The following is a 20142-nucleotide window of genomic DNA, read 5'->3' as shown; positions in this document are numbered from 1 at the left end:
TCGTGGCCAGGTGGTGGCGAGGAAGTCGACATACTTGGGTGCAACACTTGTGTTGCATGAGCAACGAATATGTTGCACGTTCGCTCTGCCGAAACGGCAAGTGATGTACATGGGCAGAAAAGTTGGCAGATTTATTTTTCGATCACTTGTCAGTGTTCTAAAGAGCGTGGTCGCGATCACCGAATACCGATGTCCAGCGCAAAGAATCTTCCCCATTGCGGCAAGAGCATTCTCCAAACCCCAGAAACAACAAAGCCCCTGCATTTCTGCAGGGGCTTTGTTTTGTATGGTGCGGCACCAGGAGTCGAATATGCAGCTATCTTATTGATAATGATGTGATTTATTTATGCTAAATAAGCAGTCTACCTCTAAAGCTACCTTTATCATCTGGAAAAGGATTAGTTAGAAAGTCTCGAGACATATGTACGTCTATCTCCAGATCGAGTGAGCGTCGGAGGTGATTGCAGTCACCAAGATGTGCCAGGTGAATCCAGTAAAAACTAGGAGCCTTTAACCAATCCGTAAGGAGCTCTCAAGCAATTTCGTATCTGTCCACAGCTTTACAAGCTACCGATCTTCATGAAATTGGCTTAATGACGCCTTGCCTTGAATCTTATTTTGAAAATGTTCAGACATTATTTCTGAAAAAATATTGATTACCCGATCTATGTCGTAGTCTGCGGAATTCTCCAGCAAAACAGCGTCGTGCATTGGCAGTTTTAGTTTTACTTCAGATATTGAACTCAAGCATAGTAATGCTTTCTTGAATATTAACGAGGCAGTCCCTTGCACAACTTGGCTGATAGCAGATCTTTTTTCCTTGCTTGTTAGTTCTCCTTTTCGATCACGGTGCATATAATTACCAAGCGCAGTGCCAATTCTTCCCGTACGGTGAAACTCTTCGTGAACTAAGACTTTCCAAGCGTCGAATGTTTTGAATTGTTCAAAGAATTTTTTAGCGTTTTGGCGATCTGCACCAAAACCCTGCGCTGCAGCAAGGATGTGTTGCCGCTTCATTCCATAGGCATAAGAAAGAAATAGCCTCTTGGCTTGTTTTCTCTTGCTCTTGTCGTCAAATATTTCTTCTGCAGCAATTTCATAGACATCGCTACTGTTATATAACTCTAATAGTTTTTCATCGCCGGAGAGCGCGGCCATTACGCCTGCTTCAAATTGGTCGTAGTCTATGTAGGACAACCGCTTGTTGGTATCTGGAATTAAAATGTCTCGATGGTGTTTTGCCAAATTTTGTAACGACGGGTCTTTGAAGTAGATTCTTGAGGTGATAGAACCAAAGCTATCGACTATCGGATAAATTCGGCTTTGGCTCAAGGGAATGGCTGCTAATACTCTACGTGAATTCTGAATCTTTCTTAAGCGAATTAAGTCCTCCGCAAAATTTGATTGCATAGGGACAAAATTTAAAATGTAATCCACGTCTATACCGGTAAAGTCAAAGCCTTTGGGCTCTAGGTATTCGATAACGGCTTGGTCGGAGGGAACCTCTAGAGGCATATCGTAGTCGGAAGAAAAACTCTTCAATGCCATATAGAATTCGAATTCTATTTTGTTCTTATGATATCTAAGTTTTTCTTCAGAAATAGAGATACCTTCTGATGTTGATCTTATTAGATAGTCGTTTACGGGACGTTCGATTACGATGAATCTCTCCCATTCACCGGCAGTAATTGCATCGCTTTTTACAACTTCTGAGCATTTTAATAGGGCTTCGCCAATTGACGACAGAATAGCTTCATCTAAAGGTATCTTACGGTTAAAAATCTCTTTATATCTTGCAATAATTTCTTCGGAAACAAATGAGGATAGGAGTTGGGATATGTCTTTCTTGTCTCTTGATTCTCTTTCTTTTTTCTTTCCAGAAGTGAGGATTCGAAGTTCTTCAATGTCTGTGATGTTGGATGGTAGTTTGTTTGTCGCCCGATAGAGAGATGGGGCAATTAACCATAAGTCATGGCAGACAAGCTCATGCTTTTGATCTACTAAATCAGATATGGTGACTTCACCTAAAGTGCCATCTGACCATAAGAAGATTCTGTCTTGCCCTTGGTCTGTATAGTCAGCTATAAAAAGTAAGGCTTTTTTTGATTCAGTCATATGGTGTGATCTCATCATAAAGATCAAGCATGGCTATTTTGTCTCGTTCGACCAAAGGCATACCATTAGTAAAATAAGGCTTGGCTCTGCTACCGGTCCATTTAAGTTTGGGGCCTAGCTTAGAAATTAAAGGTTTCAATTGATTTTGATCAAAGTCGCTACAGGCTAATAGAAAATTTCGCTGATGGTAATATGGCCAGGCAGACTCAAATTTGGAAATGTTATCAATTAAAATTTGTGCTTCATCAACACACTTTAGATAAATAAATATGGCCGCTATCTCTGGTTGAAGTATGTCGGACTCTATTCTTGCAGTTGCTAGCGTTATTAAATTAGTGCTTTTATATTTGCGATTTGCTAGAAGTAACCATAGATGAAAGTTTTGCCAAGAGTGAACCGAGCGCTCATGATCACTGAGATGCTTGTAAATATCATTGAGCTCTTGCTCGTTGAGGTCTAGAATCCCAAGAAGTCTGCAGTACTGATCGGTCGAAGCCGCATGGTCCTCAAGTGAGCTAATTAAGAGTGCTTTTAGGTCTGTTGCTATGGTTGCATGAATATCAAAAATGCCTGCATCGGTCAGCTTAATCAGTCGGTTTACCGCGAATCGAAACTGCCTGGACTGTGTTTGTTTTTCTTCGATGCACTCTTTCAAAATTTGAAATATATACTTTGCTGAACGCGCAATAACCCTTCTGCTTCTTGATCTCCACATGTTGTCGATTGTGAGGCTTCGATCGTCAGATGTTGGAAAAAACTCATCAACTTCATTAGCAGTCGAGTCTTGGGTTAAAATTTTTGTTTTTCCAGAATTTATATTCATCCCGACCTTTCTGAGCTGATTTATAAGCTCAGTCAACGCTTTCTTTGCGACTCTCGTGTTGGGACAAATTACTCTGATGTCGTCCACGTATCGATAATAATCGTACCCTAATCGCACCATTTCATGGTCAATATCATTCAAGACAACGTTTGCGATGAATGACGATGCGTCGCGGTTTTGAGGCAGGCCGTGACGTTCACTGTATCCCCACCGCGACAAAAGGTTGCAGAGGGTTTGCACTGCATTCCTAATTAATACTTTGTTTGGACCCGAAGTATTTATATGTTCAATTGATCGCTCAAAAGCTGTGCGGATTGTTTCAATTGTAATATTTTCATAGCAATTGATTAGATCGGTTGCTAGTAGTGATTGATTGTTGCTAAGTGCCGTTCTAGTTACCCCTTCGAAAGTTTGCCATAAATCAATACGGCTTTTGAATATGTATTTCTCTGATTTTCTATCTTTATTGAATCTGTGGCTTAGTACTCGATGAGACAAGAGTGGATCATAAAATTGTATTAGGAAGGTACAGATTGCTTGATATATAAATCTGTCATAAAAGTCAGTTTCTAGCGAGTATCTAATCCCTAGCCCTTTTTTAGGTATATTGTAAACATTCCTGAAAGAGCCGATATATTGTCCATTTCCTTCATTTAATAATTCATATAGGACTTCATGAAGGGATTGTTTGTTTGAGAGAAGATCTTTGTGTTGAAGTGTGTCAGTAAACCAGTCATCCCTCATATCTTGGTTTAAATGTTGCAGGACACTGTCGACGTCGATCGGAAATGCTAAAACGTCTTTTCCATCTTGAAATAAATCTGCTAAAACGCCACCTTTTTTTAGTAGCGGTGAAAGAATGGACCGGAGTTCTTGGAGCTTCTTTTGTTCGCTGGAGCTCAGTTTGTCTGTATTGAAGGATTCAACCAATAACTTCAGATTTTTAAGGCCATCATCCTGCTCTGCCAGATGCGGAGTTCCTGCCGCCTCGGACACGAATTGTTCACTCATGTCTCATTCCTCGATCTATCCGGGATTCGATAGTTTTTTTCTATTTATTGTTTTTCTCAAATACCCCTTCAATAGGTACTCGACTCGCAAAGCTGCTGCTGAAAGCTAGGTTATCAAAATGCTATCAGACGTACTATAGCCGTATAGTCTAAGACAGGCGCAGAAATATTTTTTTGACGAAACAGCATGCAGCTATCTATATGGTCGCTTGCCGCCCAATACCTGCATGTCCGAGCCAAGATACTCTGCAAAAGCGCCGTACTGATTTTTTAGGCGGATGTATGAGTCCCATTAATATTTCATACATCCGCATCCAATCTCATTGGAATAACTTTATGATTTGACTAATAAGCTTTATGGTTTCGATAGCTAGTATCATAAGCAATTTTATACTTTCCATTATTTGGTCTCCTTGGCTGGCTTATCTATGAGATCACCGTCTGCGCCAATCTCAATCGCACGTTGCAAGAGCAACTGATAATAGGATGCAGGTATCTGAGGCTTAAGCTTTTTCAATACTAAATATGGGTTATATATAAGGACAAAATTGTAGGGGCCATAAGCACCTTCCTTCGTATCGATAAATCCCAATTCTTGAAGGACCTTCATATGCTGCCGCCAAGTCGTCACATTCCGTTCCCCGGAATATCCTGACTCAATGGCATAAACAGATTCATTCTCAATAGTTAGCATGTTTTCATCCCACACCCTACACCACAGAGCAAAATACGTTTTTCCAGCTGCGGCAGACTTTCCGGTATGTTTTTTTGCGAGGTCGTCAATCATGTTGGTTATGAGTGAAAGCGTCCTAGGGATCGATGAGTATCCATCATTGACTGTTCGATCCCATAGAAGACTGGTATCTAGCTCTGGCCATAACTCTCCACGCATTTTCATCGCATTAAGATGGGCTTTACTTTTTCTCTTTTTTTTCTGAGTGGTATTCAAAGCAAGTAGAGCAGCAAAATTTTGGTCTAGTACACCGGCGGGCGTCTGATTTACGACAGTTGTGGGCTGGGCAGCGGCAAGTGGCGCTGGGGGTGATGGGATAGGGGTATCAGTCATGATGCAATCTCCGAGTTAGTAATCTCAGCTGAAAGCCCGGCGGTTCGGGAAACAATCGCTGGAACCAAGATTCGACTAAAAAACGTTATTTATCAAATACTTAGAACGTGCAATCTGAACCCGATACTGCAGGTATATTCCAATCTGAGTATTGAGTAAGAATATAGAAATAGCCACTCAGATTTGAGTTGAAAATTATGCGTCATCAAACTTGTTAAAAAACATGTAGTTATAGGCGTTGCAGTGCTCGCTGGGCTGTGCGTGCTCACCGTGCTGTGTGTGCTCCCGGTGATCGCGGGTTGTAGGGGTTTTGTAGGCACCCGGTTCAGTGCTCTGGAAAAAAAATAACGGACGCTTCGGTGCGGGGATGCTCTATTTAGAGGGCAAGAAGCGGGGGAGGGGGTGTAAAAATCGATGTAGTGGCGTCACTAGTAGCGGCGGTGTTGCGAAAAACTGGCGAAGAAGCCAATTCCTATCGCCCGTCTCTGGTCGGTTGCTGATCCTCGACTATCAATTGAACTGCCATGCCTTTCCTAAGCGAATAGTGAGCAAATTTATGGTCAACAGATAGTAGTAGCGCGTCGACTCAGCGCGCGGATTCACGTGCGTATCAAGAAACCAGGCCAGATGCTTTCGCTGCCAGGTCCATGGATTATCTCGGTGCCAGCGATTAGAAATCGCAGCGTGAATTGCTTTAGCCTGACGTATGTGACGTACACGTGTGTCGCGCGCTCCGGTCAGTACTCCAGCTAGGAACAGCTCCATATCGAATGGCTTGCTCATGCTCGATCACCGATGTAGGCAGACGTCACGTCAATTCGACCGTGTCCCAGCTCATAGCTGATTTGTAAGCGTGCCTCTCGATCAAGGCGTGGATCGATCCGCCTGCATCTGCCACCATTGATGGGCGCTGGGTGATTGGTGATCTGCTCATAGCGTTCGCATGCAAAAGCCGCCCGTAATTCATGAAAGCCTTTGAGGTTGTGCTTATGGAGGAGGTCCCGTGCGGCGCGGACGATTTCCCGTTGGAAATCGAGGTAGCTTTCGTTCGGCGCAAGCAGGTTGTGGCTGCCGTCGGGTGAGACCTGTTCGGCGAATCTCAGCGCTTCGTGAATATGATCATCCACCCTGATCCAGCGAGGTGCCGAGGCACCTGAGCGGCCCCCTTTGGTGCCATCCTGGATGTTGATCTTGCCGTAGTGTTCGGCCTCACGTTTTAAGCGCGGTAAGTCGGCCAAAATGGCCTCGCGCAGGCGCATGCCGGTGGCCCGCGCCAACTGAGCGATGGCCGCGGCACGAGAATGCTGTTCGCTGAGCGACTCGACGATGCGCATCAGGTGTTCGCGATCCTGGCCTTGTGGAGCTGTCGTGCGGATGGTGGTGCGCTGCATTCCCAACGCCTTGCTCGGACTCGGCACTTTCACATATTGATCACCGCGAAGCGCCGCCATGGTTCGGTTCACACTGGACAACCGATTTTGCGCAGTTGCGATGGCGAGCTCACCTTGTTCAACGTGCTCGCGCAGATGCCCCGCGTAGTCCAGCAAGGTCTGCCGATCAATTTGTCGCGCATCGTTAAACCCTGGTCCATCGTCTGAGCGGCACCAGCGTACAAACGCCTGCCAGCGATCACTGTGTGCCTTGACCGTCCCGTAATGCCCGCCGCCAAACAGATCGCGCAACGCTTGCGGCCCGGCATAGCTCAGTTGCCGGCCATAGCCAAAATTGCGCCCATCCCGTCTACCTACCAATGCCATGATCAAACTCCTGTCGAAGCCAAATCTTTGAAACTTTCCCCACGTCATCCCGCCAAGAATGTTGAGTGTTATCAGGGATCAAGGCCCCTGCGACCTGTGAGGGTTGTCCACTAACGCGGGACTGACGGCTCCTTACGGCCGGGAGCTTGGGCATCTCATGATCTGGCCTCCTGAACACTTCCGAAGAAGTGGGCGGGTGGAGGCTGCACTGGCTGACGAGACCGGCGCCACGAGATCCTGAGTCGGGTGAAGGCAGTGATGCGATGACCGGGGCATGCCTGACTGTCAGTCAGGTGCAGTCCATTCCTTGGGCTGCGGCACCATCATCTGCATCGCTGTTGCTGGCGACTTCGGTGTTTGTCACGCCGATTGTCACGAGGGGGAATGCCGCAAAGCCTTGTACGAGTTGGGCTGCAGCAGCGGTAGGAGCGTCCGTCTCTTTCCGGGAGAAAGAGACGGACGCAGGTTGGCGCAAGGAAATGGCCAAGCGGACAGGTTGCTGCAGGGCAGCTGGGTAGGGGGATGTATTTGCCGCAATGGCAATGATCTGAAGTAGGCATCCATCACATCGCTGTGACCGTGCGAGCCGCCGGACGCTAATCGCACTTTGGGAGAACCACCACGGTGTGGCGTAGCCTCAAAGGTTCTGGCTACCTGGGTTGCTGTCAACGACAGCGCTTTGCCCGATCTTTTCTACGCCTGTGGATAATTTGGGTCAAGGCTCGAATTTTCGGGAGTTCTGCGGCTGTGGATGAAATTATCCACCGGTGGAAATCTGTGGTTTTCTACAGACAGTTGCAGGGGTTTTAGATTTTTTAAGTGAGGTCCATCCAAGCAGGGCGGCTCTGCAGCCCTGCTTGGATGGACCCGCGTGGACGAGCGGATCGTTGTTCCACGACGTTTACGTCCAGGGCACGAATCACGCAAGCTAACGGAGCATCAGACACAAATCTCGGGCATAAAAAAACCGCCTCAATGAGACGGTTTTTTCATTTCGTTTTCTACTGCAGCAAAGCGCGAGCGCTGTCGCGAGGTTTCGGCGCTGCTCCAAAATCCCCGCCAATGGAGTGAATGCTATACAACTGGCCTAATAGAGTCAACCTGAATGGACTAGCTTATCCATCTCCTCTGCGTACATTTGGCGTAGAAGGCCTACCTCTGCATCCAATCCATTTGGATTACCAAGTTGCGCTTCCCACATCCGTGCGACCTCCTCTACGAGCTTCAGGTTCTCACAGGAAGCTTCCACCTCTGCGAGTCGTAATTGAAGCTGCTCGTGTAGAAGCTCTAAAGCAGCCAATGCTTGGCTGTCCTTACGACTCTCAACCAGACTGTCCTTGGTGGATTGATAATCGGTGACATTTATTGAGTGAAGCAGCGCGGTCTTGAGCTCCGCTTTCTCAGATCCTGACAACCTCACAGAGTAGTTAACGTCTCGCCCTGTCTTTCTGTTGCCGCGATGCATCGTGATGGAAACAGGTGGAAGGACTCGGCTTATAGAGACGGTTTCGATCATACTGCATAGGACCCAGCTTGATTTTCCGCTAGAGCCATAGAACGACAGCTTATCAAGCGTATCTCGGGAGAGCTCAAAACAAGTCCTGTCGCCTTGGCTAGACCCATCAGACGTAACTGGAGCGATTTGAACGCGACTATTCTTATTAGTACTGATCACGACTGCAAGTCGGCGCTTATGCATCTCACCTTTTTGCAGAGTATCGCTGTACCGTTTATTCGTTTTTGTCTGACCATCTTCACGGCCAATGTCCTGGATGAAACCGTAATCAACCTCAACCAGGGTTCCAGGCTGAACCGTCCTCGCGAGTGAGGCCTTCGTCAAGATCAGTGTCTGTTTAAGGTAAACCTCTGGATAACTAGAAAAGATCTTGCTCAAAATTACGTGGAAAACCGCTGGCGCGTCACCCGGTGCGGACGCACACGTGACACCGTCTACAAACCAACGATAGTTGGTGTTGCCCGTAAAACGCTTCACACAAAAAACGTTGTATGTCCCGGGCAGCAATACCTCAGAGACTCCTTCGTAAACCTCACGACCTAGCGGAGCCAATGTGAAGGTACCAGATGCCAGATCTTTCTGATTCTCAAAATAATTAACTACGATAGTTTCCATGCTCGTCCTCGGTCCCTCGATCCCGAACGCCATCATTCAGGCATTGTTTTGGAGTGCTTCTCTGGTCTTAGGCGTTCGAAATATCAGCAGTTTCTCATATCTCTCATGACCCTCCACGAAATGAATTCCCCCAGACTTCCTCTACGCCACGGGGGTGTCTGACGAGCAGTTCCGGGCTTCAAGCAATCAGTTGTCACTACGGATTTCGCTACTTGATCCGCATGGAGTGGAGTCAATTCGAATGCAAAGAACCTGGTCGGGTGAAATTGTAATGAGGTAACCAAGTCGGAGCTATGACTCGAGGATGAGCGATTAGTCTGCTGCGCCACGTTTTGACTTTATTCGAGTGACGTTCGCCCCGGTCTGGTTCGCGAATTCGTGTGGAGTGACATGCTCCTGCCGGTTGACCTCCAGGTAACGGCTCCACCAGTTCATGATCAGCCTGCGCTCCTCGATGAACTCGGCCTTGTGGATGTAAGCGGCGCGGACGTTGTTGCGCTCCTTGTGGCTCATCTGCCGTTCAATGGCGGTCTCCGACCACAATCCTGACTCGATCAGTGCGCTGCAGGCCATCGAACGAAACCCATGCCCGCAGATATCGGTTTTGGTGTCGTATCCCATCGTCCGAAGCGCGTTGTTCACAGTATTTTCGGACATGGGCTTCCAGGGTTTGGCATCACCTGCGAAGACCAATGCGAATTTACCTGTGAGTGCATGGATTTTTTCGAGTAGCTCCACGGCTTGCGGCGATAAGGGTACTAAATGGATATCCCCTGCCATCTTCGTGCCCCTTGTGGAAAAGGGTACTCCCTCCAACGCTGGCCGAGTGTCGGGTATCTCCCAGGTGCCGCGCTTAAGGTCGAACTCGCTCCAGCGGGCGAAGCGCAGCTCACTGGAGCGTACAAACACATGCAGCGACAGCATCACCGTCAGACGGGTAAGTGCCCGGCCTTTATAGGTGTCGATCCGCTCCTGCAGTTCCGGCAGTCGCGATAAGGGTAGAGCGGGGCGATGTACCACCCGCGGGGCTTTGATCGAGCCTTCGAGATCGTAAGCAGGGTTTATGGTGATAAGCCGTAGGCGCTTTGCCTCGCGCATGATGCTCTGCAGGTAGTTTTGTACCCTTAAAGCAACGTCTATCGTTCCGCGCTTCTTGATCGCTTCCAAGGGCTGCATAAGGTCATGGGTGTCGAGATCAACAATGGCGCGTGCGCCGATCAGCGGGAATACGTGGGTTTTGAGGCGGCTCATCACTGTCTTGGAATGGCCTGGTGCCCACTTGGCCGACATTTCCGTATGCCAGTCGAGCGCAACGCTTTCAAAGGTTCTGCCTTTGATTACGGCTTCCGCCTTAGCTTGGTGCTTGGTCTCTATAGGATCAACGCCATCTGCCAGCATTCGCTTGACTTCCAAGCGCTTGCGGCGCGCATCGGCGAGGCCAATGACGGGGTAGTTACCGAACGAGGTCAGTCCTTCCCGTCCGTCAGGTTTGACGTAACGGAGCCGCCAGCCTTTGCGGCCATTGGGTTGGACTAGAAGATAGAGGCCATCGCCGTCGAAAAGCTTGTAGGCGCGGTCTGTTGGCTTGGCTAAACGGCAAGCTGCGTCTGAGAGCGGAGCTGTGGTGCGCGACATAAGGGTACTCCCTTTTATCGAAGTGACCTGTATCCCAAACTCTACCCTTAAAACGGTTGGAATCCACCAGTTTCTGACGGAAACCGATGGAACCCAAAAACGAAAAAACCCGCCAGAAGGCGGGTTTTTCGGGGGTTCTAGAGATTTTGAAAGCCTTCTCTGGAACCTTGTATGGTGCCGGCACCAGGAATCGAACCCGGGACCTACTGATTACAAGTCAGTTGCTCTACCATCTGAGCTATACCGGCGTGTGGGCGACGATTATAGCGACTCGGGTGCTTCTGTAAACCCCTGAATTCAGACTATTTTTGCGCCCTCTGCGAATCACGCCCGGCGCAGGACGTTGCGCAGTTTTTGTACAGCGCGCCAGGTGCGGCTGTTTTGCATGGCGCGCAGTTGGGCTTCGGCTTGTTCGGCGCGTTGCAGGGCGGTTTCCAGGGCCGGGTTTACCGGGTGGGCGAGGTTGTGGCCTTTGCACAGCTGGAAATTGTCGAGATTGCACGGTGGCAGGTCGAACGCGGGCTTGAGGTTGATGTGTTCGTTGGCGAGGAAGAAGCTGTTGAGGCCGTCGAACAGGACGTTGGTGTAGCCAGCGTCGGTCACCAGGTGTTCCCAGGTGTGGTCGCGCTCCCATGGGGTTTCGATGAGGATGATCCAGGGGCGGAAGCGGCTGAAGTCCATGCCGCGCAGGACGGTTTCTTCGTGGCCCTCGACGTCGATTTTCAGGAAGTGGATCGGCCGCTCGGCGGCGTGTTCTTCGCAGATCGAAGTCAGTGTGCGTGCGTTGACGGTCAGGCTTTGCACGTCCATGCCAAGGTTTTTGCGTTCTTGCGCGACGACCGGGTCAGCGGTGGACAGGCCGGTGTCGGGAATGCCGTAGAAAGTCAGTTCGCCCGGCTGGTCGCTGGCCACGCATTGCAGCGTGGTGTCGCGGGGGCGATGCTGGCGGAGGGCGTCGTAGTAATTTTGCATCGGTTCGACGTTGATGCCCTGCCAGCCGTGATCGTAGAAGGCCTTGGTGACCGAGTCGTGGATCGGGTCATTGGCGCCGACGTCGATGTAAAAACCGTTTTCAAAATACTGCAGGGCGCGCCAGAGGCGAACGTCCTCGAAATTCTGTGCGTAAGAAATGAACGTCACGGTCGTTTCCTGTCGGTCAGATTTTTCTTGTTCGGGTGCGCGCTACCTGCACGGCACAGGTCTGTATAGCAAGGGCGGATGGCAGGCGCAATTGCCCGCTGCCGGCGTCCGCGATTCGGCGGTTATGTCCTTTTGGTCGAGGGCTTATGCACAACAGGCTTTGAAGAGGACGGGCTTAGAGGGGATTTTGTGGACGGGTTCTCATTTGAATCGCAAATCCCTGTTTTGCCGGTTTTTTATTCATATGAACAAAAAATGACCAGCGCTGTTAGTGGCCTGAAACAGCCGTGGATATTGGATCCACGATAAATCCATCAACAGAGTTATCCACAGGCTGCGAAAAATTAAGCGCGTTCGGCCAGCAGCAGGAAATTGCGCGGTGTGAGCGGTGCCTCGCAGAAGGTGCCTAGACGTACGATGTATCCCTGTTCGGTGAGGAAAAGAGCTCGGTCAAGATTCAGCCAAAGCTCCAGCGGCCGTCGGAACAGTCCGCGCAGCAATTCCAGGTTGCGAACTTCGGCCAATCGCTGCCAACCGGCGGCTTCCAGTGCTACCCAATCTGGCGCGCCAACTGTGGATAACTCTTTCAACGCTGCCAGATCGTGGCAGTAATCGGCGAACGGTTTGTCCAGCCAGACGCTCGGCAGGGACGGCACCGGCAAGTATTCGTCGACGCCACGCACTTGCCGTTGCAACAGATCGAAAGCCAGTCGGCGGGCCATGGAGGTGTCACGCTGACGTCGGACGCGGGCACCGGCGGTTACCGTTTCGCTCATCGGCAGGGACAGATCTTCCAGCGAGAGCTGTAGGACGGAGCGTGAACCTGCGGAGGACAACGCCTGATATTCGGTGCGACTGATCCGGTTGTAACAGCACGGTGCAATTGCCAGTTGTCGGCAGCCAGCGGCGGAGGCCAGTTGCATCAGCCGCACATGCAAATCACCGCAAGCGTGCAGGGCGACAGGGGTGTGTTCGGTGTTCAGCAATAAAGCCGTGTCCGCTGCGAGCACATCCTGCTCGACATGCAGCGCATGCAAGTGATGACGCTGACTCAGTGCCTGACCGCTGGAAACCAGCGCCGGGTCGTATTCCAGACAGGTGAGTTGCTGATCGGCACCGAGCAGACGCCGACCCAAATGACCTTTGCCCGAACACCAATCCAGCCAGTGTCTCGGTTGCGCGGCAAACGACAAGCGGCTGGCGAAGGCTTCGATCTGCTGCCATTTGCGCCCGGGCACATCGACATTCAGACGATGCCCGGCGGCTTCCAGTGAATGTGTAGGCAGTTCACCCACCGCACTCAGTTCAAGCGACAACGCCGCCAACGAACCAAACGGCTCCGGCGCATTCAAGAGTTCGGCAGGGTGGTTATGGGCGTTTTCCGCATCTTCCAGCGAACGTCCGCGTAGCCACGAGGATAATTCAGGGTAGGACGCTTCCCATGGCAGTTGCAGATGAGTGAACGGGCGGGGTTTCCACAGCGCCTGATGCGCTGTGAGAAATGTATCCAGTGCCGTGAAACGGGCGAGTAGGGCCTCGCCCGTTAGCACGTCAGAAGTATCAGCGTCCCTGGCACGCATCGACGCGCAGCCAGCGTTCCAGCAGTTTGAAGCCGCGAACCAGCACGTAAGCCATCACCAGATAGAACACGCCGGCGGCGAAGAAGATCTCCACCGGCAGGTAAGTGCGGGCAATGATCGTGCGCGCCATGCCGGTCAGTTCCAGCAGGGTCACGGTGCTGGCCAGGGCACTGGCCTTGAGCATCAGGATCACTTCGTTGCTGTAGGCCGGCAGGCCGATACGCGCGGCACGCGGCAGGATGATGTAGAACAGCGCTTTCGGTCGGGACATGCCCAGCGCCCGCGCCGCTTCGATCTCGCCCGGCGGAATCGCCTGGATCGCCCCGCGCAGGATCTCGGCGATGTACGCCGCGGTGTGCAGGGTCATGGTCGCGGTGGCGCACCAGAACGGATCGCGCAGGTACGGCCACATCGAACTGTTACGCACCGCATCGAACTGCGCCAGGCCGTAGTAGACCAGGAACAGTTGAACCAGCAACGGCGTGCCACGGAAAAAGAAGATATAGGCGTAGGGCAAAGCGCGCACGTACCACAGCTTCGAAGAGCGGGCGATGCCCAGCGGAATTGCCAGCAGCAAACCGGCGATCACGGCGATGGCCACCAGTTCCAGGGTCAGCGTTGCGCCCTGGGCCAGTTTCGGCAGCCACTTGATGATGACTTCCCAATTCATTGAGCGCTCCTCGCGAAGCCGCGTGCGGCGCGTTTTTCCAGCAGGTGCATGCCGATCATCGCCAGCACGGTCAGGCCCAGGTACATGAGCGCCGCCACCATATAAAAGGTGAATGGCTGTTTGGACACGGTCACGCCGATCTGCGCGTGGCGCATGATTTCTTCCAGGCCGATGACCGACACCAGCGCGGTATCTTTCATCAGGATCATGAACAGATTGCCCAGGCCGGGCAGGGCGATGCGCCACATCTGCGGCATGATCAATTTGGTGAAGATCCGCCATTTCGACAGGCCCAGGGCCACGCCGGCCTCACGGTGGCCTTTGGGAATGGCGAGGATCGCGCCACGAAACACTTCCGTGGCGTAGGCGCCGAAGCACAGGCCCAGCGCGATGACGCCGGCGGCGAAGGCGCTGAGTTCCAGTTCGGGATTGCCGAGGAACTCACCGAGCGCGCGCATGGCGTTGACCGTACCGAAGTAGATCAACAGCACCCAGAGCAATTCCGGGACACCGCGCACCAGGGTCGAATAGATACCGCCAAGCCATTGCAACGGCTTGTACGGGGAAGTCTTGGCCAAGGCGCCGAGCAGACCGAGCACCAGCCCCAGGCAAAGGGCCGAGAGTGCCAGTTTGACGGTCATCAGCGCGCCGGCGAAGAGCGCCGGGCCGAATCCGTAGAGGTCGATAATCATGGATTTCTTTTCAAATCGCGGCAGGCAAGGCCGGGGATCGGCGCCGTCATTTGGCGGCGCCGATCCGGCAGGTCAGTATCAGTAGATGCTGAACGGGAAGTACTTGTCGTTGATCTTCTTGTAGGTGCCGTCGGCAACGATTTCCTTCAGCGCAGCATTCAGCTTCTCGCGGATCGGGTCGCCTTTACGTACAGCGATACCGATCTTGTCGCTTTCTTCCACCGGGTCGCCTTTGAATTCGTAGGCTTTACCGGCGTCGCTTTTCAGCCACTCGTAGTTGACGTATTTGTCGGCGAGGATGCCGTCCAGGCGACCGGAGGTCAGGTCGAGGTAGGCGTTTTCCTGGGTGTCGTACAGCTTGATGGTGATGTCGTCACCAATCTTGTCTTCCAGCCAAGTGCCGGCCAGGGTCGCCCGTTGTGCGCCGATGATTTTGCCTTTCAGCGCGGCCTTGTCGGTCTTGAAGTCGACGTTTTTTGGCGCGATGAATTGCAGCTTGTTGGAGTAGTACGGGTCGGTGAAGTCCACCGCTTGCTTGCGCTCGTCGGTGATCGACATCGAGGAGATCAGGAAGTCGAACTTCTTTGCGTTCAGGGCCGGGATGATGCCGTCCCAGTCCGAGGTAACCACGGAGCATTCAACTTTCATCTTGGCGCACAGAGCGTCGCCGATGTCTTTGTCGAAGCCGACGACGTTGCCGCTGGCATCTTTGTTGTTGAACGGCGGGTAAGCCGCTTCGATGCCCATCTTCAGGGTCTCGGCCATGGCACCGGCGCTGAACGCGAGAGTGACGGCGGCGGCCAGGAAGACCTTTTTGTAGTTCTGCATGCGGGTAGCTCCGTTAGCGGTTGCTGGACATGAATTGTTTGCAGCGCGCCGAAAGCGGGTTTTCGAACACCTGCTGTGGCGATCCTTGCTCTTCTACCAGGCCCTGGTGGAGGAACACCACTTCGCTGGAGACCTGACGGGCGAAGCCCATCTCGTGGGTCACGAGCAGCATGGTGCGGCCTTCTTCGGCCAATGCGCGGATGACATTAAGTACTTCCTGGACCATTTCCGGGTCAAGGGCGGAGGTGGGCTCGTCGAACAGGATCACTTTGGGCTGCATCGCCAGCGTGCGGGCAATCGCCGCGCGCTGTTGCTGGCCGCCGGACAGTTGCGCCGGGTAGGCGTGGCGCTTGTCGGCGATGCCGACCTTGGCCAGCAGCGCTTCGGCGACCTCGATGGCTTCGGCCTTGCTCTGGCCGAGCACGCGGCGCGGGGCTTCGATGATGTTGTCGAGCACGCTCATGTGCGGCCACAGATTAAAGTTTTGAAACACAAAACCAATCTCGGAGCGCAGGCGATTGATCTGCTTGCCGTCGGCGGCAACCAGTTCGCCATTCTTGGCGGCCTTGAGCTTGAGTTCTTCCCCGGCGACCAGGATCTGGCCCTGATGCGGGTTTTCCAACAGGTTGATGCAACGCAGGAACGTGGACTTGCCGGAACCGGAGGAACCCAGGATCGAGATCACATCGCCGTCGCGGGCGGTCAGCGAGATGCCTTTGAGCACCTCAAGCTGTCCGTAGCGTTTGTGCAAGTTGCGGATTTCAAGCGCGGGCGTGGCCTCAGCCATGTGCGTTCCTCATATATGTTGCGCTCCTGCTGTTGGTTGGCCTTCCTGGCGAGGCGGCCAAGCTAGCATAGCGTTTCAATGGCAGCCAACAGCGCTACGGGCGGTAAACGGATGGCGTGTGGCAGGTTGTCGCATCGGCGCAGCAGACTGTCGCCCCATCAACAACCGAACGGGTGTTTGAACGTTGATTCCCGTGGGTGTCGCGTAAAAAAAGGCGCGATGTTGCCACCTTTGGCGGGGTGTTGGAAGCGCTATCCGGCCGATCGTTCCTCATTCGTCCTTTTATTGTGCATCCCGCACTTTTTCAGTGTGTTTCTGGTGCGCTCGTTCGTTTGAAAAGTGAGTCGCAGGGTAACGCTTTGGCGAAAGGCCATTATTCTCAAGGACTTGCGATGACTGTCCGGTCGCTCGCAAAACCGCACGGCAGAAGAGTTTGAAACATTTTGGCGCATTTATTGCGTGCAGAATCCGGAACGCCCCGTTGGATTCTTTTTACGAGAAGGAACGCCAGACGGGCCGGACGCAATCGCTTTCCTCGCAAAGGTAGTTCCAATGAGCAGTACCCAAAGCTCCAATGGCCTCGAACAGGGGCTCAAACCGCGTCATGTGACCATGCTGTCGATCGCCGGGGTGATCGGTGCAGGTCTGTTCGTCGGCTCCGGCCACGCCATCGCCGCTGCCGGCCCTGCTGTCCTGCTGGCTTACGCCGCTGCTGGCGCGCTGGTTGTGTTGGTGATGCGCATGCTTGGCGAAATGGCTGTTGCCTCGCCTGACACTGGCTCCTTCTCGACTTACGCCGACCGCGCTATCGGTCACTGGGCCGGTTTCACCATCGGCTGGCTGTACTGGTGGTTCTGGGTTTTGGTGATTCCGCTGGAAGCCAACGCCGCCGCAACCATCCTGCATGCGTGGTTCCCGGGTGTGGATATCTGGGCTTTCGCGCTGATCATCACCATGCTGCTGACCGTGACTAACCTGTTCAGCGTGAAAAACTACGGTGAGTTCGAATTCTGGTTCGCCCTGCTCAAAGTGGTGGCGATCATCGGTTTCATCATCCTTGGCGTCGCGGCGATTTTCGGCTTCCTGCCGAACAGCCAGGTCAGCGGCGTTTCGCACATCTTCGACACCCAAGGCTTCCTGCCGAACGGCATGGGCGCAGTGCTGGGCGCGATCCTGACCACCATGTTCTCCTTCATGGGTACCGAGATCGTGACCATTGCGGCCGCGGAATCGAAGAACCCGGGCAAGCAGATCTCCAAGGCCACCAACTCGGTGATCTGGCGGATCGGCCTGTTCTACCTCGTTTCGATCTTCATCGTCGTGGCCCTGGTGCCATGGAACGATCCGGTTCTGGCCAGCGTCGGTTCCTACCAGACCGTGCTTGAGCGCATGGGCATCCCGAACGCCAAGATGATCGTCGACATCGTGGTTCTGGTCGCTGTAACCAGCTGCCTGAACTCGGCGCTGTACACCTCTTCGCGCATGCTGTTCTCCCTCGGCAAGCGCGGCGATGCCCCGGCCATGGCGACCCGCACCAACAAGAGCGGCACGCCTTACTGGGCGGTGATGCTGTCCACCGGCGCGGCGTTCCTGTGCACTTTCGCCAACTACGTGGCCCCGGCTGCGGTGTTCGAGTTCCTGCTGGCCAGCTCTGGCGCCATCGCATTGCTGGTGTACCTGGTGATCGCGATTTCGCAACTGCGCATGCGTAAACAACGCATGGCTCGCGGCGAAAAAATCGTCTTCAGCATGTGGCTGTTCCCGGGCCTGACCTACGCGGTGATCGCCTTCATCGTGGCAGCCCTGACCATCATGCTGTTCCAGGACGCCCACCGCGTGGAAATCCTCGCGACCGGCCTGCTGAGTCTGGTGGTTGTGGCGACCGGCCTGTTGGTGGCTCGTCGTCGGAAAATGGAAAACCGTGGTGCGGCAGTTCTGAACTGATCCGCAACGCATAACGCAAAACGGCCGCTGTCAGTGATGACAAGCGGCCGTTTTTGTTACTGCGAGCGGTTTATTCGCTCTTCTCTTCCTGCGCTTCCACCGACTGACCGTAAGTGTCCAGCGCAATCCCGAAATCGCTGATGAACTCCGGTTCGCTCAGCCACGCCTGGGCGGTCTCGCGATCCATGCCGTCGGCCCACATGCGGTAGTCGATCAACATGTCGGCGGCCAGGTGAGTGGCGGCCATGCCTTCGTTCTCGGCGTTTTCCATGTCCAGCAGATCAGGATGATCGACGATTATAAACGCCAGCTCACGCAGCAGCGTCAGCAGCATTTCATTGCGGCTGACGGCTTCGGCGTCGCGCATCTTGCTGAACATCGCCAAGGTGTATTCCGGGATCGGCTCGGCCAGATGGCCAAGGTCATCGTCCTGCGCCAGGGGTTTGCGACCGACCATGCGGATCTGCTTGGCTTTGGCCTTGGCGCGTTTGGCGCGTTTCTGTTGCTTGTTCAGGGATGCCATGGGAACTCAGTTTTTCTGTTGGGTTTGTGCGGCGATTGCGTCGGACGCGGCCACATAGTCTTTTTGGAAATCCGGCGATTCGATCCACGCCAGAGCGCCAGCCTCGTCAGTCTCGGTGGACCACTGGCGGTACTCGATCAGCGCGGCGAGGATGAAGTCCATTGCGCCTTCTTCGCCTTCCTGCTCGTACACCAGTTCCAGCAGCGGGTCTTCGAGGAACGAGGTGCACAGGGCCTGCTGGCTGATCTTTTCGGCGTCGATCATTTTCTTGAACAGTTCGGTGAGGTCTACCGACTCGAAATCGATGCGGTCGTCGTTCGGGTCCAGCTCGACCGGCGCTTCCGCACGTTTGGTGCGGTTTTGCTTGGCCTTGGTCTTGGCCCGGGCGGCGCGTTTTTGCTGCTTGTTGGCGGAAGCCATGGTGTGTGTTCCGTGGTGCGTTAAAGGGCTTGGCTGCGTGGGATCTTGCGCCCCGGTGTGTCGGAGGCCAGTTCGCCGGTCTGCAGCCAGGTCAGAGCGATGGGCCATAGTGTGGCTTGGTATGCGCTGCGAAAAAAGGCGAAATGTCCGACTTGCTGTTCGCCGATGTCCTGCGGCTCGATTCGCAGGTGGGTCTTTTGCGCATTGTGGAAGTAAGCCAGCAGGCGTTCGATGGCGGGAATCGTGCCGTAGGGATCGTCGCTGATGCTGATTGCCAGGGCTTTGGCCCGGACGTTGGCGAAGGGCAGGTTGCGGATCGTTCTACCGCTCGGGCGCCGCTCATAACGCGCGGCCGGCGTGCTCCAGTCGCGCACCACGCCGGCGGGCGTATCTTCCAGCCAGCCAAGTCGTTTGCCCGGAAAATATCCACAGAGCAGCGTGACCAGCGGCATCAGCAGATGCCATTTGCCGAACATCCGCCAGCGGTGCCCGGGCGCGTAATCGCGCCAATAAGCGAATTGCGCGCCGACCGTCACCAGTCGTCGGATTACCTGTCCGGAGGCCCCCAGGCCTGCTGCGCAGCCACCGAAGCTGTGCCCGACCACATCGATAGGCTGACCGGGAAACTCTCGCTGCGCGCGTTTGAGCATCGCCTCGAAATCCAGCGCGCCCCAATCCGTCCACGAAGCCTGCAAATGCCGCATCGACTTCGGCTGCGACTCGCCAATGCCCCGGTAGTCGTAAATGATCACGTCGAACCCATTGGCGAACAGATACGCCGCGAAGCGCGAGTAGTGGCGGCATCGCACGGATGTGGCGGCGTTGATGATCACCACCGGGCGTTGTGGGTCCGGTGAGGCGTGACGCCAGGTGAAACCGCCGAGCAGATAGCCGTCGGCGGCGGGCTCGTGGAAGGGCTCGCTTTCAATGTCGGATGCTTGGCCAAGTGGAGGTGGCGCACTTTGTAGGTTCATGGGTTTCGAGCCTGGCTAGGACGGGTCGAGAATGAACTTCAGGCGGG

The 20142-nt window shown here is 53.5% G+C and carries 17 protein-coding genes and 1 tRNA gene; 1 reads left to right on the top strand and 17 read right to left on the bottom strand.

Translation table 11 applies throughout. The features are described from left to right. Nucleotides 1-567: 567 nt before the first annotated feature. The 14 genes from QRN46_RS22740 to QRN46_RS22675 all read right to left on the bottom strand — a co-directional run bounded on the left by QRN46_RS22740 (nucleotide 568) and on the right by QRN46_RS22675 (nucleotide 16234). Complete coding sequence (locus QRN46_RS22740; RefSeq protein ID WP_285357367.1) at nucleotides 568-2115, bottom strand: DNA polymerase; 1548 nt, start codon at nucleotides 2113-2115, stop codon at nucleotides 568-570. Next, entirely contained in the window at nucleotides 2108-3949 is a 1842-nt protein-coding gene (locus tag QRN46_RS22735) for an RNA-directed DNA polymerase (protein ID WP_285357365.1), read from the bottom strand. The genes QRN46_RS22740 and QRN46_RS22735 overlap by 8 nt, the downstream gene beginning before the upstream one ends. A 399-nt stretch (nucleotides 3950-4348) precedes the next feature. Next, nucleotides 4349-5014 (bottom strand): hypothetical protein, encoded by a 666-nt coding sequence (locus QRN46_RS22730; RefSeq protein ID WP_223457452.1) that lies wholly within the window; start codon nucleotides 5012-5014, stop codon nucleotides 4349-4351. 510 nt (nucleotides 5015-5524) lie between these two features. Next, nucleotides 5525-5797, bottom strand: coding sequence for a hypothetical protein (locus QRN46_RS22725; protein ID WP_080587823.1), 273 nt, complete (start codon nucleotides 5795-5797; stop codon nucleotides 5525-5527). Next, nucleotides 5794-6771 carry an integrase domain-containing protein gene (locus tag QRN46_RS22720; RefSeq protein ID WP_285357358.1) on the bottom strand — a complete coding sequence of 326 codons (978 nt, stop codon included), beginning with the start codon at nucleotides 6769-6771 and terminating at the stop codon, nucleotides 5794-5796. Before QRN46_RS22720 ends, QRN46_RS22725 begins: the two co-directional genes overlap by 4 nt. Before the next feature lie 1096 nt (nucleotides 6772-7867). Beyond that, on the bottom strand, nucleotides 7868-8902 hold the full coding sequence (locus QRN46_RS22715) for a type II toxin-antitoxin system PemK/MazF family toxin (protein WP_285357356.1): 1035 nt from the start codon (nucleotides 8900-8902) through the stop codon (nucleotides 7868-7870). Between the two features lie 312 nt (nucleotides 8903-9214). Next, nucleotides 9215-10537, bottom strand: coding sequence for a tyrosine-type recombinase/integrase (locus QRN46_RS22710; protein WP_285357354.1), 1323 nt, complete (start codon nucleotides 10535-10537; stop codon nucleotides 9215-9217). Between the two features lie 172 nt (nucleotides 10538-10709). Next, nucleotides 10710-10785, bottom strand: a tRNA-Thr gene (locus QRN46_RS22705). A gap of 76 nt (nucleotides 10786-10861) precedes the next feature. Further along, nucleotides 10862-11677, bottom strand: coding sequence for an FkbM family methyltransferase (locus tag QRN46_RS22700; protein ID WP_285357351.1), 816 nt, complete (start codon nucleotides 11675-11677; stop codon nucleotides 10862-10864). Between the two features lie 344 nt (nucleotides 11678-12021). Next, nucleotides 12022-13257, bottom strand: coding sequence for a methyltransferase (locus QRN46_RS22695; protein WP_285357349.1), 1236 nt, complete (start codon nucleotides 13255-13257; stop codon nucleotides 12022-12024). Then, a complete protein-coding gene (locus QRN46_RS22690) occupies nucleotides 13238-13927 on the bottom strand; it encodes an ABC transporter permease (protein WP_007952568.1) in 690 nt (229 codons plus the stop codon). The genes QRN46_RS22695 and QRN46_RS22690 overlap by 20 nt, the downstream gene beginning before the upstream one ends. Further along, complete coding sequence (locus tag QRN46_RS22685; protein WP_285357346.1) at nucleotides 13924-14619, bottom strand: ABC transporter permease; 696 nt, start codon at nucleotides 14617-14619, stop codon at nucleotides 13924-13926. Before QRN46_RS22685 ends, QRN46_RS22690 begins: the two co-directional genes overlap by 4 nt. 78 nt (nucleotides 14620-14697) lie before the next feature. Next, nucleotides 14698-15447, bottom strand: coding sequence for an ABC transporter substrate-binding protein (locus QRN46_RS22680; protein ID WP_285357344.1), 750 nt, complete (start codon nucleotides 15445-15447; stop codon nucleotides 14698-14700). 13 nt (nucleotides 15448-15460) lie between these two features. After that, a complete protein-coding gene (locus tag QRN46_RS22675; protein WP_007897462.1) occupies nucleotides 15461-16234 on the bottom strand; it encodes an ABC transporter ATP-binding protein in 774 nt (257 codons plus the stop codon). 552 nt (nucleotides 16235-16786) lie between these two features. Here QRN46_RS22675 and gabP point away from each other — a divergent pair. Then, nucleotides 16787-18178 (top strand): GABA permease, encoded by a 1392-nt coding sequence (gabP, locus tag QRN46_RS22670; protein WP_285357335.1) that lies wholly within the window; start codon nucleotides 16787-16789, stop codon nucleotides 18176-18178. Between the two features lie 70 nt (nucleotides 18179-18248). Here the strand turns inward: gabP and QRN46_RS22665 are convergent, their stop codons facing one another. Genes QRN46_RS22665 through QRN46_RS22655 form a run of 3 tightly spaced genes read right to left on the bottom strand, consistent with a single transcriptional unit; the run spans nucleotide 18249 to nucleotide 20095 of the window. Next, complete coding sequence (locus QRN46_RS22665; protein WP_011332010.1) at nucleotides 18249-18701, bottom strand: hypothetical protein; 453 nt, start codon at nucleotides 18699-18701, stop codon at nucleotides 18249-18251. A gap of 6 nt (nucleotides 18702-18707) precedes the next feature. Next, a complete protein-coding gene (locus tag QRN46_RS22660; RefSeq protein WP_285357333.1) occupies nucleotides 18708-19121 on the bottom strand; it encodes a hypothetical protein in 414 nt (137 codons plus the stop codon). Between the two features lie 20 nt (nucleotides 19122-19141). Continuing rightward, on the bottom strand, nucleotides 19142-20095 hold the full coding sequence (locus QRN46_RS22655) for an alpha/beta hydrolase family protein (RefSeq protein WP_011332011.1): 954 nt from the start codon (nucleotides 20093-20095) through the stop codon (nucleotides 19142-19144). Nucleotides 20096-20142 lie beyond the last annotated feature (47 nt).

Origin of the sequence: Pseudomonas sp. lyk4-R2A-10, from assembly GCF_030209075.1 — a bacterium.
Classification (GTDB): Bacteria; Pseudomonadota; Gammaproteobacteria; order Pseudomonadales; family Pseudomonadaceae; genus Aquipseudomonas; species Aquipseudomonas glycinae.
This window is presented reverse-complemented; position numbering and strand designations above follow the sequence as displayed.